Annotated in this window: 17 protein-coding genes and 2 tRNA genes; 2 read left to right on the top strand and 17 right to left on the bottom strand. The window is 59.3% G+C overall.

Features of this window, described 5'->3' with window-relative positions:
• Nucleotides 1–24 precede the first annotated feature (24 nt).
• From QQL24_RS28395 to QQL24_RS28320, 16 genes are all read right to left on the bottom strand, one after another.
• Entirely contained in the window at nt 25–1,119 is a 1,095-nt protein-coding gene (locus QQL24_RS28395; protein ID WP_284315673.1) for a class I SAM-dependent methyltransferase, read from the bottom strand.
• 130 nt (nt 1,120–1,249) lie between these two features.
• Nucleotides 1,250–2,173, bottom strand: coding sequence for a transketolase family protein (locus QQL24_RS28390; protein ID WP_284315672.1), 924 nt, complete (start codon nt 2,171–2,173; stop codon nt 1,250–1,252).
• Nucleotides 2,170–2,997, bottom strand: coding sequence for a transketolase (locus QQL24_RS28385; RefSeq protein WP_284315671.1), 828 nt, complete (start codon nt 2,995–2,997; stop codon nt 2,170–2,172). Before QQL24_RS28385 ends, QQL24_RS28390 begins: the two co-directional genes overlap by 4 nt.
• 10 nt (nt 2,998–3,007) lie before the next feature.
• Nucleotides 3,008–4,003 (bottom strand): GDP-mannose 4,6-dehydratase, encoded by a 996-nt coding sequence (locus tag QQL24_RS28380; protein ID WP_284315670.1) that lies wholly within the window; start codon nt 4,001–4,003, stop codon nt 3,008–3,010.
• A gap of 43 nt (nt 4,004–4,046) precedes the next feature.
• Nucleotides 4,047–4,703, bottom strand: coding sequence for a class I SAM-dependent methyltransferase (locus QQL24_RS28375; RefSeq protein ID WP_284315669.1), 657 nt, complete (start codon nt 4,701–4,703; stop codon nt 4,047–4,049).
• A complete protein-coding gene (locus QQL24_RS28370; protein ID WP_284315668.1) occupies nt 4,696–5,583 on the bottom strand; it encodes an NAD-dependent epimerase/dehydratase family protein in 888 nt (295 codons plus the stop codon). The genes QQL24_RS28375 and QQL24_RS28370 overlap by 8 nt, the downstream gene beginning before the upstream one ends.
• On the bottom strand, nt 5,583–6,899 hold the full coding sequence (locus QQL24_RS28365; RefSeq protein WP_284315667.1) for a nucleotide sugar dehydrogenase: 1,317 nt from the start codon (nt 6,897–6,899) through the stop codon (nt 5,583–5,585). Before QQL24_RS28365 ends, QQL24_RS28370 begins: the two co-directional genes overlap by 1 nt.
• Nucleotides 6,896–7,843, bottom strand: a complete 948-nt coding sequence (locus QQL24_RS28360; protein ID WP_284315666.1) for a Gfo/Idh/MocA family protein — start codon at nt 7,841–7,843, stop codon at nt 6,896–6,898. Before QQL24_RS28360 ends, QQL24_RS28365 begins: the two co-directional genes overlap by 4 nt.
• Nucleotides 7,840–9,393 carry a PfkB family carbohydrate kinase gene (locus QQL24_RS28355; RefSeq protein ID WP_284315665.1) on the bottom strand — a complete coding sequence of 518 codons (1,554 nt, stop codon included), beginning with the start codon at nt 9,391–9,393 and terminating at the stop codon, nt 7,840–7,842. Before QQL24_RS28355 ends, QQL24_RS28360 begins: the two co-directional genes overlap by 4 nt.
• A complete protein-coding gene (locus tag QQL24_RS28350; RefSeq protein ID WP_284315664.1) occupies nt 9,393–10,406 on the bottom strand; it encodes an NAD-dependent epimerase/dehydratase family protein in 1,014 nt (337 codons plus the stop codon). Before QQL24_RS28350 ends, QQL24_RS28355 begins: the two co-directional genes overlap by 1 nt.
• Nucleotides 10,403–11,416, bottom strand: coding sequence for an NAD-dependent epimerase/dehydratase family protein (locus QQL24_RS28345; protein ID WP_284315663.1), 1,014 nt, complete (start codon nt 11,414–11,416; stop codon nt 10,403–10,405). Before QQL24_RS28345 ends, QQL24_RS28350 begins: the two co-directional genes overlap by 4 nt.
• A gap of 18 nt (nt 11,417–11,434) precedes the next feature.
• Nucleotides 11,435–12,199 carry a transaldolase gene (locus QQL24_RS28340; protein ID WP_284315662.1) on the bottom strand — a complete coding sequence of 255 codons (765 nt, stop codon included), beginning with the start codon at nt 12,197–12,199 and terminating at the stop codon, nt 11,435–11,437.
• Complete coding sequence (locus tag QQL24_RS28335; protein ID WP_284315661.1) at nt 12,196–12,771, bottom strand: D-glycero-alpha-D-manno-heptose-1,7-bisphosphate 7-phosphatase; 576 nt, start codon at nt 12,769–12,771, stop codon at nt 12,196–12,198. Before QQL24_RS28335 ends, QQL24_RS28340 begins: the two co-directional genes overlap by 4 nt.
• Complete coding sequence (locus QQL24_RS28330) at nt 12,765–13,367, bottom strand: SIS domain-containing protein (RefSeq protein WP_284315660.1); 603 nt, start codon at nt 13,365–13,367, stop codon at nt 12,765–12,767. Before QQL24_RS28330 ends, QQL24_RS28335 begins: the two co-directional genes overlap by 7 nt.
• Nucleotides 13,364–14,659, bottom strand: a complete 1,296-nt coding sequence (locus tag QQL24_RS28325) for a TIGR04372 family glycosyltransferase (RefSeq protein ID WP_284315659.1) — start codon at nt 14,657–14,659, stop codon at nt 13,364–13,366. The genes QQL24_RS28330 and QQL24_RS28325 overlap by 4 nt, the downstream gene beginning before the upstream one ends.
• 265 nt (nt 14,660–14,924) lie before the next feature.
• A tRNA-Pro gene (locus QQL24_RS28320) sits at nt 14,925–15,001 on the bottom strand.
• A gap of 144 nt (nt 15,002–15,145) precedes the next feature.
• Between QQL24_RS28320 and QQL24_RS28315 the strand changes: the two genes are divergently transcribed.
• Nucleotides 15,146–15,220 (top strand) — tRNA-Gln (locus QQL24_RS28315).
• Between the two features lie 88 nt (nt 15,221–15,308).
• On the opposite strand, the gene QQL24_RS28310 is transcribed toward QQL24_RS28315, so the two are convergent.
• Complete coding sequence (locus QQL24_RS28310) at nt 15,309–15,542, bottom strand: hypothetical protein (protein WP_284315658.1); 234 nt, start codon at nt 15,540–15,542, stop codon at nt 15,309–15,311.
• Between the two features lie 78 nt (nt 15,543–15,620).
• Between QQL24_RS28310 and QQL24_RS28305 the strand changes: the two genes are divergently transcribed.
• Nucleotides 15,621–15,839, top strand: a complete 219-nt coding sequence (locus QQL24_RS28305; RefSeq protein ID WP_284315657.1) for a hypothetical protein — start codon at nt 15,621–15,623, stop codon at nt 15,837–15,839.
• Nucleotides 15,840–16,075: the final 236 nt, after the last annotated feature.

Here is a 16,075-nt window from a genome sequence, read left to right as displayed (position 1 = left end):
TCCTGGGGGGGCGAGAGCGTCGAACTACGATGCCATCTCAGGCGGGATATCATAGACCACATCGGTCTTTTGCAAACGATCCGCCACACGACGCGCCGTTGATTTTGCAAGCGGCACATACACTTTGCTGCCAGCCTGGATCTCCGCGGGAGCAAGGATCGGGCGTCCTTCATAGGTCTTCCCAACGCGGGTCTCATCCTCATCCACGAAGAAGGTGACACGATCTCGCAGGGCTCCATAGAGCCACATTCCGGAGATCGATGTCCCGAAGATGCCAAAACCTCCTGAATGCTCGGACGCCTGGCGGGCACTGTCGAGTACACTCTCAAGCCAGTCCAGCGTTCTTTCAACGATACTCTCTCCGGCTAGCGGATCCGGATTAAAAAGGGTCGGAGTCCCCCGTCGGCCAAGCAAGGTGTTTTCCTTGGCGATGACAGTATTCTCGAGAAAATCCACTGCGACCGAGGCACGTCCCGCCAGAGCCCGCAACGTCGTTCGCGTGAAGTGCGTGCGATGGTCTGCAACCAGCAGATCGAACGGGGAAGTTTCGATGTCCGGTATTTCAACAAACAGTGTTGCATCCGCTCCAAGCAGACCGACGGCTTCGACAAGTGCCTCTCGTGGCGCGGGCATGTGTTCGAGCGAATGGATAAGACTGACGACGTCATATTGCCCTTCGATCGGGCCAGTGTGCAATGTCTCAAAACCCGGAATGGCCAGAAGGCGCGGCAGTGCGCTGTCCGACAATTCGCTACCGTCGAAGCGCCAGCCTGGCAGCAATGCGCTGAAATTCGCCAGAGCCGAACCGTTGCCGCAGCCTATATCGATCAGACGTCCATGTCCGCGCCGGGGCAGCTTCCCCACCACGAAGTCCACAAGCATGCGGGAACGAGGGACCGGCTGGCCGGCTGGCGAGAAGATGACCTGCTCGGCACCTTCCGAGAGATGATAGATCTGGTAGGCGTCGTAGATACGCTTGATCTCATCGAGCCAGACGGCGTCAGCCTCCTTCTGGATCGTTCCGCATTGCTCGCACACCACCAATGAACCGCCCGCCGGCCATGGCTTGCAGTCACTCGTAACGCGCGGCAACCGCGCAAAACGATCGAGGCGGCGCAATGAAGTCGCGGCGCAAACAACACAGGAAGACGACATCGGCAGACCGACCTTCTGGTGAGCTGGGCAAAAGCGGCATCGAGGGCCACTTGATGATGGGCTTTACTGATAGAAATCGCATCAAGATAGAGGCCTAGAGCAAGCCAAGTTCACCGGCAATCGCTGCAAATGACAAGCCATGCGCCGCCAACACATCATCGTGGTTGCCATAGCGGTGAATGAATTCATCCTTCAGCGAGAAGAGCTGCAGATCGCATCCCGCCCGTATATCCCAGGCCAATTCCTTTACGCGTGAGCCCAAGCCACCATGGGGCACGTGCTCTTCGATCACCACCACCTGGTCGTGGCTTGCCAGCACTGCGGACAGACCATCAGCATCCAGTGGCTTGAGGGTGTGCACGCTCACGACGGTTGCCGGCTGCCCGGCCTTGCGCTCCTCGGCGTCAGCCAAGGCAAGTGCCGTCTTGGTGATCGGACCATAGGTGAGGAAGGCTGTGCCCCGGCCTCTGCGCAGATGGCGTATGCGCCCGAAGGTAAAGGCTTCAGCGGCCTCGCTAGTCAGATCCGGTTCGCCGGCCTTACCAAGACGCAAATAGGCGGGGTGCTGGTTGTTGAGCGCAAGCCAGCGCGTGGCAGCTTCGGTTTCGGCCGGGTCGCAGGGGGCCACCACCGACATATTCGGCAGAGAGGTCATCAGCGCAACGTCTTCCATTGCGTGATGGGTGCCCCCAAGAGTGGAATAGGAAACTCCGCCGCCGATGCCGACGACCGTCACGGGCAGGTCTTGGTAACACAGATCGTCGCGGATCATCTCATAGGGTCGAAAGACGGAGAAGGTCGCGATCGTATAGGCGAAAGGCCGAAGCCCTCGTTGCGCCATGCCAGCACAGAGACCGATCATCACCTGCTCCGCGACGCCGGTGTTGATGAAGCGATCGGGGAAATCCTCGCGGAACTTCGCAATCGAGCCCGCCGGCGAGATATCGGCAACTACGACGACCAGACGCGGATCGTGCTGGCCCAATTCATAAAAGGTGGACGCGAACCTATTCCTCATGATGCCTCGCCGTCGGCCGCAAGTTCGGCAAGGGCCTGCGCGTATTCTTCCTTATTGGGCGAACGATAATGCCATATGGGAGCGTCGATCATGTAGGAGACGCCCCGCCCTTTTATCGTCCTGCATGTGATAAAGAACGGTTTGTCGCCCCTTCGGTTTTGCACGGCTTCTACGATCTCGGCACTGTCATGCCCATCGACATCGACCGCTTCCCAACCGAAACTCGTGAGCTTTTCGGACACCGGCAGGAAGTGCGGATGTGTTTCCGTCGTCCGACCGAGTCCCTGGTAGTCGTTGAAATCAAGGAATGCCACGAGGTTGCCGAGCCTCAGGTTGGGCGCCATCATAATGGCCTCCCAGATTGAACCTTCTTGCATCTCGCCATCACCGAGCACCACATAGGTCGTCCGGTCCGCACCCTGAAGCCGGTCGGCATAGGCCATGCCGGCCGCGAGCGCCAAACCATGACCGAGTGAGCCGGTGGATGCCTCGATGCCCGGCTGGCCGTAATCGGGATGAGCGCCCAAATGCCCATGAGGTTGGCAATAGCTGTCGAGAAGCGAGGCCGGCAAGATCCCGAGATCCTCGAGCACGACATACTGGGCCATGACACCGTGCCCCTTCGACATGACAAAACCGTCAGCCAAGCTGCCGTCGGCCTGTCGCCGCATGAGCAGATTATAGATGGCGTCCACAATCTCGAGGCAGGAAAACGCCGGCGCGAGGTGCAAGGCGGGGACCGTCTGCGAAATCGCCAGAATGCGGCGGCGATATTCGCGGCATCTGTCGCGGACGGCTTGCCAATTCTGGCTGTTGGAAATCATGGCCTATCACTCACCCGCGCAAAGTGTAGTCGCGTGGGGCAAGCCTGAGCTCATCGATATAGGTCCGCACCCAATCGACCACCTCGGCAAGGCCCTGCTGCCAGCCGATCTCGGGTTCCCAGCCGAGATCGCGCTTGATGGCGGAGGAATCCAGCCAATAGCGGGAATCCTGACCCAGCCTGTCGCCCGTGACCTCGCACAGATCCTCGAAAGGCACGCCGATGGCTTCGGCGCAGAGTTCGACGACACGGCGGATCGACGTTGGCTCCTTCGGCCCGACATTGTAGACCGTGCCGAGCGGAGCGCCTTCCGCTGTCAGGTGAATGGCGCGGCCGAGATCGCGGGCGTGGATATAGGATTTCTCTGCCTTGCCGCCGCCGTGCAAGGGCAGTTTCTCGCCGATCAGTCCCGACAGAATGGCCTTGGGAATGACGCGATGCAGCAGTTGGCCCGAGCAATAGGCATTGGAGGGGCGCAGAATGTTCATCGGGAATTTGAGGAAGCGCGACACCGACAGAAGATACATGTCGAAGGCGACCTTCGAAGCGGCATAAGGGCTCGAAGGCTTGATCGGTTCTTCCTCGGTCACGGCCCGGTCGACCGAGCCATACATTTCCGAGGTGCCGATCTGAATGAAGCGCTCCAGCCAGTCACGTTTCATCAGTTCTTCGGAGAGGCGGACCAGCGCCATCGAGTTTGTCTCGAAGAACCGCCAGGAATGCTTCCAGGACACGGCCCCTTCGCCTTGGGCCGCGAAATTCACGATGATTTCGGGCTTCTCGCGATCGAGAAGCTCCAGAAGCAGGTCCAGCTCGTAGGTGATGTGGCGCGCGTGATATTCGTAGCCTTCGCGCTTGTCGATATCGAGCGAAAAGGCCGGCTGGCGCAACGGATTACGGCCAATGCCGATGACCTTTTCGGGCTTGGCGTGGTCAAGGAGATAAAGAGCGGTGTGGATGCCGAAGCTGCCGCCGCCGCCGAGAATGGCATATTTCTTACCGGGCATAAGTTCACTCACATAGGGGCGCACAAGACGGTGCTTGGGGGAATCACTCGACGACAGTCCAAAAATAGTCGCCGGTATAGCCAGCCTCGGCAAAGAGCTCGATCCAACCGGCCGGATAATCGTGAAAGCGGGCGGTCAGGACCCAGCTCTCGAAGAGGTCCTTCTGCTCCGGGGTGTGGTAACTGTCAACCTGCACGAAGGCCCGGCCGCCGGAGAGACGCTGGATCTCGCGCAGTGCCCTTTCGGCACCCGCGCGATCGAAATTGTGGATCGTATTGATGCTGATGACGCAATCGAAGCTATCATCGGGGAAAGGAAGCGCATCGCCGGAACCCAGATGAAGGCGGCCGACCACCTCCTTCTCGCAATGGGTCAGCGCATAGTGGGAAATATCGAGCCCGAACGCCTCCAGGCCAGGACAGGCGAGCATCAGATCCTTGACCAGAAAGCCCTTCGCACAGCCGACGTCGAGGACGCGCATGCCGGGTTTCAGGTCGAAATGATCGATGATGTCGCGAGCCACCGGCACCCAGCGCCCGTCGTATCGATAGCCGCCATAGCCGTAGGTACGCGGCCCGTCGAAATAAAGTTCCCCATATTCGCGCGCGGCCGCAATGACATCCGGGGTCTTGGCTTCGCCGCGCTGGGTGATGTTGCGCTTGGTACGCGGCAGCGATCGCAACAGATTGATTTCAGCCATGACCTACCGTCTGCTCCTGAACGTGGCGAATGCCCGCCGGCAGCTTCACATATTCGAAACCGGGAAAGGCTGCGCGGGTGCCGGCAATGTCGAATGGTCGATAGCCATTATGCGGCATCGGCCCGCTGCGCGGCGTTTCCTTGATGACGCTCGCGGACGAAGCGGCGGCGATGGCAAGATCGGCGATCGTCCGGAACGAATGGACCTCTCCCGTTGCGACATTGAGCGTGCCGGTGGAGCGATACATGAGTACACGCAGCACGATCTCGGCGACATCCTCGATCAGCACGTGGTCGCGTCGTTCTTCGCCGGCTCCGAAGAGCACGATATCCTCGCCTGCATTGGCGAGCCTGCGGAATCGGTTGGGACCGTAGCCGTTGTGTGGATCACTCGCGCCGTAAACCAGCGTTGGGCGCAGGATTGCCAGCGGCGCCTTGATCTCACTGCGAAAAGCGATCTCGCGGGCCAGATGCATGGCGCCGTGATAGCTGCCGGGGGCCGTCGGTGCATTCTCGGTCAGCGGAACCGGTTCGTCGCCATAAACGGCGTCCGAGCTGATATTGATGACATGCGCCACAGGCACGGCATCGAGCGCGGCAATCATGGCGCGTGTGATCGCCAGATTCTCGATAAGCATATCGAGATTGCGGCACGGCGCCTTGGCGGTGGCTGCGACAACCGCATCGCCTGCCCGCAGCGATCCTGCGAGTTTCCGCCCCGCATCGGGAGCAGAAAGGTCGACATCGGACCTTGCAAGTCCAAGCACCTCGATGCCGGCTGCTTCCGCCGCCTGTTTGACCGCGCCGCCAACAAAGCCCCCCGCCCCAATGACGACGACGCGTTCGGGTCGAACCGGCACGGAATGAAGATGGTGCAGCATCAGTTGCTCCCGGCAATCGGCTCGTGTGGCAGCCCAAGCGAATAATAATCGAGGCCCGCCACCCGGGCTTCGCGCCGATCGAGCACGCCATAGGGATCCAGCACGATGCGGCCGCCCAGGGCGTTGGCGATATCCGTCGGCGATATCACGCGATACTGCGGCCAGGGCGTCAGGATCATCAGGGCATCGGCGCCCGCCAGCGCTTGAAGCGGGTCGTCGACGCCGGTCGCATGCGGATGGGCCGCTGCGCTCGCCGGAACGACGGGATCGTGAACCACGAAGCGGGTATCGGGAAGCCGGGAGAGGGTCGCCAAAGAGGGGGAATTCTTGGTCGAGTGGGTATTTTCCTTGTACGCAAGTCCCCACACGGCAACTGTCGCCCCGAGCTTCCTCGACAGCAGCACCCTGCGAATCTCGGCGGCTGCCCAATCTCGCCGATGCCGGCTGTTGGTGAGCCAGGCCCGTACGACGTCGCTGTTGGTCCCATGCCTTTCAGAGAGCTGTATCACGGTGGCGAGGTCGCGCTCCAGATTGCCGCCCGCGATCCCGAGACCCGGTGCCAGATAGGCCTGCTTACCGATGCGCGCATCCAGTTTGAGCGCCGGCACGATCTCGGACCAGTCCGCGCCGATCGCCTCGCACAGTTCCGAAAGGGTATTGGCGACGCTGATCGAGGAAACCAGGCAACAATTGATGGCGATCTTGGCCAGTTCCGCGCTTTCGTAGCGCATGGGAAGCAACGGACATCCGAATGCCGCGAGAAGCGCATTGAAACGCGCGTCGAGGGGCACCGAAGGATCGGCGCAGCCGATGATAGTGCGCTCGGGATGCATCGCACGGGCCACGGCGCGGCCAAAGACCAGGGTTTCGACCTGGTAGTAAAGTTGGCCAGGCGCCACACTGTCGATAGCCCGGGTGAACCCCGGCGGGACCTGACACAGGATCACCAGCAGCGCATCCGGCTTCAGAGCGCCGACCACGTTCTCTATCAGGGCCTTGATCGGACCAAGGTCGCTCCGGCCGGTATCGTCGGTCGGTACATCGGTCGCGATATAGACCAGGTCGCAGGCAGCAAGGCTGCCGAGGTCGCTCGAGAAGACCAGCCGCTCGGCATTCCCCGATACGAGGTCGTCGAGCCCCGGCTCGATCACCGGAAGCTGCCCTTTGGTGAGCCGCCCTGTCAGCTCCGCATCGGAGGAATAACAGACGGTCCGGAACCCTTTATCGGCGACGGAAGCCGCCGAGACGATGCCCAAATGCGTCATGCCGGCAAAGCCCACGACGGGCCTGCCCTGCGCCGAAACGGAGGCCTTCATCGGAGCTCATTCTCCTTGCCGGCTATTGTGATCGCGGCACGGCCTAGCCTGCCTAGACTTTCCTGCAGCCAGATATCGTTGGAAAGATCGGCGGGTGACCTCGCCTCGCAGAGCTGCTTGAAATAGGCATATTCGGCCGCCCAGGTCGGATCCTCCTGTACCAGGGTGGTGGCTTCTTCAGGCGGCCGGCCGCTGGGACGAATGCGCTTGCGGTAGGTGAAAGTCGACGGGCCCCATTTGCACAGGGATTCGATATGGGCGCTGCCGTTCTCTGCGAAAACGTCGCATGTGAAGTGATTTCGCCAGGATAGCAGGGTCATCTCGAGTTCGATCCGGCACGGCTCTCTCCCACTGCCGATCACAACGTGGTCCGGCGCTCGATTTTCGAAGCGATTGACCGAAACGACCTCGAAATGATCGTCGATTTCGCCGAACCAGAAACGGCAGGTATCGAGCAGATGCGAACCCAGGTCCGGCAATACACCCGCGCCCTCGTCGCGCCATTGCGATTCCCGCACCAATTGTGCCGTGCCGTTGCCATAGAACATCCGGCAAGAATAGATCCGTCCAAGCACCCCCGAGGCGATAAGGTCGCGCATCCGCAGGAAATGCGGCTCGAAACGATGATTATAGGCCGTGTAGCACACGGCGCCCGAGCGTCGGGCCAAGGCCTGCAATTGAGCTATCTGATCACTGCTACCGGTCCAGAGTGGCTTTTCCACCAGGACATGCTTGCCGTTGGCAAGCAGGTACGCCAGCAGCTCGAATTTCGGTTCGTCGGGAACGCAGCACAAGGCCGCATCGAAGCTGTCGAGCGGGACCTCCCCTATGGTGCGAAAATCGGCCGAGGAGTTGAAGGGGTCGACGCTGGCGACATAGTCGTCGTCGGCAAAACGCCGCCGCTTATGTCCCTGCACGCCCAGGCCGACGACGATTGACCTCATGACGCATAGTTCATCTGTTTTTCGACGGCATCCAGGCGTGCATGGACGTGATCGGGGGTGATGGGAACATTGCCGTCGAATTCGCATTCGCAACCGGCCGCCATGCTGCCCAGGATCGCCGCCTGCGTCCCGTCCTTGCTGGCCAGCATGGCCAGTGTCGAATAGGCCAGAAGCGCGTCGCCTGCTCCGACGGGATCGACGAGATCCTCGACGAAACTGTCGATCACGAAAAAGCTGTCCAACGACTCATGATCGGTGCTGTTGCAGGTCAGGACCCCGCGCTCGCCCAGCTTCAGGATCAGCAGCTTGCACTGGGCCTGGTCATAAAGCTGCGAGGCAAGCGGACGAATGCCCGAGTCCTGGTCCGCCAGCGCAAACCGGGCCTCGCGCTCGTTGGGGGTGATCAGGTCGAAGCCCTTGAACTCGGTGATGTTGCCCCAGCGGCTGGCAACCTGGCTGTCGGCGACCCGGTATGCGCCTTCCGGAATGGCGTCGATGAAGGAGGGAATGGTGCGGCGATTGAAGATGCCGTGGCGAAAATCGGCATAGATCACGCCATCGGCCGCGGTGTTTCGCACCGTGTTCGTCATGGTAGCGAGAATGCCGTCGGAAATGGAACTGTTGTCGATCGTATCGATCTTCAACAATCGATAGCCGCCGACGACCACGGCATTCTTGTTCACCGTCGGCCGTCCCTTGTCGATCGTCGCCTTCACATCGATGCCAGCCCTCCGCAGGTCATCTATGACGAAATCACGATAGGAATCATTGCCCAGCACGGTGGAAAAGGTGACATGCGCCCCGGCCGCCTGGCAGTGCTTGGCCACGATGCCCGCACCGCCGACATAGTCCGTCTTGCTTTCGAACAGGACGGACATGGTCGGCGTCTTGGTCTGGCCGCCGATCATGGTGCAATGGGTGTAGGTGTCCACGATGGTGTCGCCCACCACATGCAGGCGGTGCCCCGCAAGCGCGTCGAGCGTGCGCCTCAGATCGTCGAACGTGGTTCCCTGGCGCTCCATGAAGATCTGCAGTTTTTCAAGCTTCAGATCGGGCGCCTTGAGATTGATCAGTTTGGAGGAGGAATAAACGATATCGCCGGGCGTGAAGATGATGTCGCCGCCATAGGAGCGCAGCACTTCGGCCTCTTCCGCGGTCTTCGGGGGCAGCCCATTGGCCGTATATTCGTAGCCCTTGGCCAGGAAATCCGGTTGGATGATACGGATATTTTCGATCGGCGTCGCATTGGGATCGATGACGACGAAATCGATCAATTCGAAGGCGGCCAGATTGAGGGCCCGCAGATCCTGCGGCACATGGGGCCGATGCAGCCCCTTGGTGATATGTCGGTCAGCCGTAACGCTCGCAATCAGGATGTCTGCCTTGCCCTTCGCATAGATCAGATGGCGCAGATGTCCGGGGTGCACCACATCGAACACACCGTGGCACATGATGGCGCGCTTGGTACGCGGCATTGGTCCCAGGATATCCCGCAGTTGTTCGGGCGTCTTGATCTTGTGGGCATAACGGTCGCTCAGGGACTCTGACATCAGGCCTCCCCCGTGGCCCTCGGGCCGAGATACTCAAACCAGGTCTTGGTTGCGCCGGCGATCGATTCCGGATCCCAAAGGGGTGCATCCTTCCACAAGTGGATCTGCTGCATCATGCGAGGCACACCCTGCTCAAAGGCAACCTCAGGATGCCATCCGAGCATCGTGGTGATCTTGGTGATGTCGGCATAGGTGCAATCGGGCTCGCCGGGACGCTTGGGGACATGGACCACATCGCCGCCGAGCAGGCTGACGAGATGATTGATCGATTTGGGATTGCCGGCCCCGATATTGAAGCGTTCGCCCACGACCTCCGTCTCGGCGGCCGCTAGAAAGGCAGTAGCAACATCCGTTACATAGATGAAATCCCGTGACTGCGTGCCGTCGCCGACGACCGTATAGGGCTTGCCAGCGAGCTTCTGACGGAAGAACACCCCGAATACGGCGCCATAAGCCCCCGTGGTGCGCACGCGCGTGCCATAGGCGTTGAAGATGCAGACGCTGTTGACCGGCAGGCCATAGACCCTGTGCCAATGAAACACGGCCTGCTCGCCCTGATACTTCGACAGGGCGTAGGGATATTGCGGATCGATGGGATGATCTTCCCGCGTTGGCGTTGCCGCCAGCCCGTAGCACGACGACGAGGCGGCGTAGACCAGCTTGCCGACCTTGGCCGCCCGCGCGCATTCCAGCACACGCACGGTGCCCTGGACGTTGATGTCCATATAGTCGAGCGGCCGCTCGATCGACGGCACGATGTCGCCGATGCCCGCGAAATGGAAGACGTGGCGGGCGCCCTCGAACAAGGTGTTGCCGGGCTCCAGCGAACGGATGTCGATCCGATGGCTCGAAAGATCTGGGTTACCCGCGTGATGGGCGAGATTGGCCGCGTGACCGCCGGACAGGTCATCGATCACCCGCACGCCATAGCCTCGCTCCAGCAGGAGGTCGACCATATGGCTGCCGATGAACCCGGCGCCGCCTGTGACGACGGCAATAGGCTTGTCGCTCATGCCGCTTTCAACCGCTGAAGCCGCTTCACGTTGAAATAGGCGTCGTCACCAAAGCTGTCGGGCAGCGCACCGCGGCGGAAGGCCTGGCACAGTTCGCGAACCGCGTCTTCCACCGTGTAGCGCGGCGTAAAGCCGAGCACCCGGCTGACCTTGCCGGAATTGATGTGGTAGGAGCGGATATCGTCGCTGGGCGTTGTGACGATCTCGAGATCGCCGCGCTCGGGATATTCCTCCAGCACCACCTTTTTCACCAAGTTGGCGATCTGCATCAGGGACAGATTCTGGTAGCCGACATTGAAGATATCGCCCTGGATCTTTTCCGCGGGCGCTTCGAGGAACATTTCGACCGCGTCCACATAGTCCTGGATATGCAGATTAGGCCGCAACTGGGAGCCACCGAACACAGTGATCTTGTTCTTGTTCACCGCGTGGTTGGTGAGGATGTTGACCGACAAATCGAGCCGCTGGCGCGGTGCGTAACCGCAGACGGTGGCGGGGCGAAACGTGACGCCGACGAAGTTGTCGTCGATATGCTTGTTCAGCAACGGTTCGCACATACCCTTGTATTTGTTGTACAGGGTCAATGGAACCAGCGGATGGTCCTCGGTCACGTCGGGCTGATCGGACACGCCATAGACCGAGGACGAGGACGCGTAGATGAAACGGCGGACGCCCGCGTTCTTCGCAGCAAGGACCATCGGTTCGAACGCATCCAGGTTGACCGAGGTCGAGAGCCGCTCGTCGAGTTCAAAGCTCGCATCGTTAGAAATACAAGCGAGGCTCACAAAAGCATCATGCCCGGCAACCGCCGCCGCCAGCTTCGCGGTGTCACGAATGTCGCCCTGGAGAATGGTCAGGTTGGGATCATCCTTTGGCAAGAACTCATGGCCGAAATACATGATGTCGTAGACGGTGACCTTGTATCCGGAGGCCAGAAGTTGCGGCACAAGGCGGCTGCCGCAATAGCCGGCCCCACCTGTCAGGAAGACGCGATCGAATTGTCTTGCCATGGATATTCTTCCTCATATCTACGCTGGGTCGGATTGATGGGCAGGCTGTTCGGCGATTGCCGCCGTCGAAATCTCGAAACCGGAAGCAGCGGCGTCGCGATGGAACATCTGCACAGTTTCGAGTGAATAATCATCCAAATTCTTGCCGACTAGCGCTAGTTTAGCAAGAATGTCCGATGTCGCCGTAATGATGTCGCAGCCGGCCTCTTCAGCGTGGAAAATGTTGAGAAGCTCCCGGGGGCTCGCCCAGAGCAATTCAGCTTTGGGCCTACCATGGAGAGCGGCGCGGCAAGCTTTCATATGGGGGATGGGATCGATCCCGGTATCGGCAACCCGCCCGGCAAACACCGAAACAATACTCGGAGTTTGGACCGCCAATGCCTCGGCAACTTGAGCGACCTGCTCCACCGTCATGATCGCGGTGATGTTGAGGACAATCCCGTCACTGGAAAGACGATGGATAATGGGCCCGGTGAAAACACCTTGCGTGTTTGTCACCGGAATCTTGACGTTTACGTGCGGCCCCCAGGCCGCGATGATACGGGCCTGTGCTTCCATGCCGTCGAGGTCATCGGCAAAAACTTCGAAGGACACTGGACGATCCGGAATAGCAGCTACAACCTCGCGGGCGAACGCCGCGTAGTCGGTAATTCCCGCTTTGCGCATCAATGTCGGATTGGTGGTGAAGCCCGCGATCGCGGGGTTCTTGTACATGGCCCTCATCTCAGCAAGATTGGCGCCATCGGCAAACAGCTTAAGTTTGAGGCCAGACTCCGCGTTCATCTTGTTGCCATTTCCCGTTGGGGCGTCAGGAGGCGATCGGTGGCCTCGGTAAGGCTTGTTGCGACAATGTCAACGTCTTTCGGAGCCGGCTCGGCCGTGTAGCCCCAATCGATGTGAATTGTACGGCAACCCGCAGATCGACCCGCCTCGATGTCCGACACGCGATCACCGATGATCACGCTGGCCGATAGCTCGATATTCATCTCACGCGCCGCTTCCAACAGAAGATAGGGCTTCGGCTTACGGCAGGCGCAATTCTCGTCCTGGCGGTGAAAGCAAACCTTTACGCTGTCCAGGGGAAGCGCAACGCGCAAGCGCCGGTGCATTTCATCGACGACAGCACGCTCCACGACACCGTTGCCGACATCGGGCTGGTTCGTGACGACGACCAATAAGAATCCAGCTCCCTTAAGGCGATCAAGGCAAGCGCGCGCCTCCGGATAGATCACGAAGTTTTCCAGTGATGTGGGGGCAAAACTGCGGCCGTCGCGAAAAGTCGGGATCACCAGTACGCCGTCTCGATCGAGGAAGATCGCAGGCTTTCCCGCAGAAGCCATGCTTTGCTTCACCACTTGGTCTTCCGTATTTGTAATATCGGATGGGAGACGAGGCAGTGCCATACCATCGCTTGGAACGCCTCAGAAAGCGGCGTAACGAGCTGCGGGTTTACAGCCGGCACAACAATAACCACGTCACCGTTTGCGGCCGTATGCCCCCGAGCGTTTCCAACTATGCCGAAAACCTTGGCCCCACGTCTTTTAGCCAGATCGACCGCCTCGACGATATTCACACTGACGTTGCGGGCAACATCCCCGCCGCCGACCGATAAGACGAAGATAGCGTCGTTTTCCGATAAATGGCTGACCTCCAGCCAGCCCGAAAAAATCGTGTTCCAACCCTCGTCGTTGGCGCGGGCAGTCAATTCAGAGACGTTGTCAGCCGCAGCGTAGGCCTCAATGCCGCACAATTTGCGAAAATCGTTCACGGCATGGCTGCAATTGCCAGCGCTGCCGCCCACACCGATGAAAAAGAGCCGGCCCTTGCGCGAACGCAAGAGATCAAGCTCGCCAGCCAGCTTCTCAATCGAGGCGTAGCTCAATGATTGACTGATTGCGACGGCGTCTTCGAAGAAGGAAACGGCGTGGGAGCGTCCTGTTCCGTCATTCATTGCGAACCTATCCCCTTGCCGGAAGCCGTAATTATCATCTCGTTTGAAGTCTCAATCTCACGGTTGGGTGAGCCAATTGACATAATCGTTCGTGGTGCTTCAGGCATGCCAAGTTCGGCTGCGTGCTGGCTCAAAAACGCTTCGCCGATACGAGACGGGGCGCCGTAAGTGTAATGTCGCGGCGTTAAGAGTCCGCGAAAGGCCTGCTGCAAACGCTCGGCATCCGATGTTTCCTGGAAAACGCCATCGAGCCTGTCCAGCATTTCAAGCACAAGGTCACGTATCTGCTCCTCAGTATTCTCTTCAATCCCCCACCCAGCCTCGGCGTATTGCTCGGCAAAACGGAAAGAGGCTACGTTAGAGGCGAAGATTTCGGCGAACTTGGGAGCTGAACCGTTCAATCGCGTCAATCGCTTGGGTATCGAAATGTCCTTCGATCCCATACCGTAGCAGGCGCCATAAGGCGCCATGTTGGCGAGCGCGCAGGGAACTCCCGATATCGTCGCAATAAGGCACAGACCAGAGGTGTTACCCAGAAAGAAGCGTGCTTGTGAAGCCAGATACAAATCCATCCAGTCGCTTTTCAGATGCGTATCGGGATAGTTGATCAATCCAGGTCTGTCAGGCAGCGAGGCCGTACCACGCTCTCCCATTCGGACACACCATCCGCCGCGAGCAATAATCTCATCAACGGCGGCAAGGCACTTGGCTATGTCGCTATTGCGATAAACATGCAGATGCTCGTCTCTGGGTGAATACACACCATCGCGAGCATGAATACATACGAACCACGCACCAGGCGGCATACCAAGCTCTTCGAGGGCCTTTCGGCCTTTTTCGTTCAAACTGTCCGGCAACTTGAAGAGAGGGGGACGATCCCCCCAGGCCTTGACGACATCCTGATATTGCGCCGCTTCGTCGAGGGTACAGGCCACGGATAAAAGGTCGATGCGCAATGATTCGAAGTAAACCAGCGGCTTCAGGACGGTCGTTGCGATCGGATTCGAAATCAGGGTGAGGTAGTTTCCCCAAAGGCGCAGTAATGCAGGATTGGCAGCCTCAGAATAAGGCAGCAGAACAATAGGCTTGATCGCCGCGAATTGGCCCAGCGCACGCTGCTTGAGAAACCAATCCAGTTCAATAGCAAGATGCCCAATTCTCTCGGGAATCGTAATGACGACAAAACGATATCTTGTAAGGCTCAATATAAGCGCTGGAAGAGCGTAAATTAGTGCAAAAATCGAGCGACGAACTGTTCGCTTAAACGCCCTTGTCGCACTACGTTTCTTCATAAGGGAGGTCCGATTTATTTTAAAAGCTTCAGACTATCGACCTGGCTAACCCACCCCGCGCGTTGCGCAGCAATAAGGCCTGATGTACGTTGACGGCAAGCACAATCGTTGCACTCTTGGGATGTGAGACCCTATGAGCGTCTCGGAACGGCCGATGAGCTCAATTTCCGTCAGATGGCCCACGCTCAAGCTTGAATAGCCTCATGCATCGCCACGGAAAGACGCGCGTAATATATTGATATGATTAAGCTTCTCGGGAGACAACTGGTCGGAGTGGCAGGATTTGAACCTGCGACCCCTACGTCCCGAACGTAGTGCTCTACCAGGCTGAGCCACACTCCGTATTCCAGTCGTGGGCGGCTCTATAGCGGTATCGCCAGCGAGCCGCAAGCAGGATATGCGCTTTTTCGCGGATGATTTTAAAGGCGGATTCTTAGGCAGCCGCCTTGCAGCCTCCGGGGGAACCAGCTATTGACCCGCACCGATTGGGGCGTAGCCAAGTGGTAAGGCAGCGGATTTTGATTCCGCCATTCGGAGGTTCGAACCCTCCCGCCCCAGCCAATTTCCTCGGGTCGAGACCGCTCTCTACAGACGGACAGGTGCAGGCCCCAAGAGAGGGCTGGCAGACGTTCCCGGTGGCCTCGCGATCTCAGTTTCCAGAGGGCCCACCTTCGCTGAACGCCGGCTCCTTGAGCAGCGCTTCGAAGTGCTCTTCTTCCAATATCTGGGGCTCCTTGCCGGGATCCCGCAAAGCCACCAGGTCGACAAGCGGGTCGGGGTGAACCCTGGCTTCAAGATAGCGGTGCACCGCTGTTCGCAGGGAAATGTCATGCCCTTCGAAGCTGACCAGTTCTTCAGGATCATAGTCGAAATCAGCCGCCATGGATTCGTCTCCTGAGTAAGGATGGTGGAGAGGCTGCCTGCTCAGGGAACTCGCAGGGCCTCCTGGTGTTCCCTCTTCATGGCAACGTCGCATCCCAGATTGCGAGAAGTCGCCGATTTTCTCGCTGTGATGGGCGAAGCGCTCGCGCGGGACTTCAATCATGTGGTGCCGCTGGCGGCTTTCGCGGGCATTGCCTTCGTGATGGCCGGTGTCCCAGATTTGCCGGCGCTCGTCACGGGGCTGTGCATCGGCTGCGGCATGCTCGCCTTCCTGGCCGTGAAGCCGGACAAGTTTTAGAGCTTTGTCCCATACGAATGGCCCGCGCCGTCATTCCGGGTGAGTGTATCCTCACGAGCTTCGCTTGTGAGTGGAGACCCGGAATCCATGAACCCGATCCTTTGATGGTTGCGTTCATGGATTCCGGCTTTCCCACTCACAAGCAAGAGCTTGTGAGGATACGCTCCAGCCGGAATGACGAAGCGCTCTATTTGAAAGGGAGGCGCTCGACGTTTCTCGATCGGGCACCGGACGTT

This window comes from Labrys miyagiensis (assembly GCF_030160835.1).
In the GTDB taxonomy this organism is placed as follows: Bacteria; Pseudomonadota; Alphaproteobacteria; order Rhizobiales; family Labraceae; genus Labrys; species Labrys miyagiensis.
The sequence above is the reverse complement of the archived record's forward strand: the minus strand, read 5'-3'. Positions and strand labels throughout refer to the sequence as shown.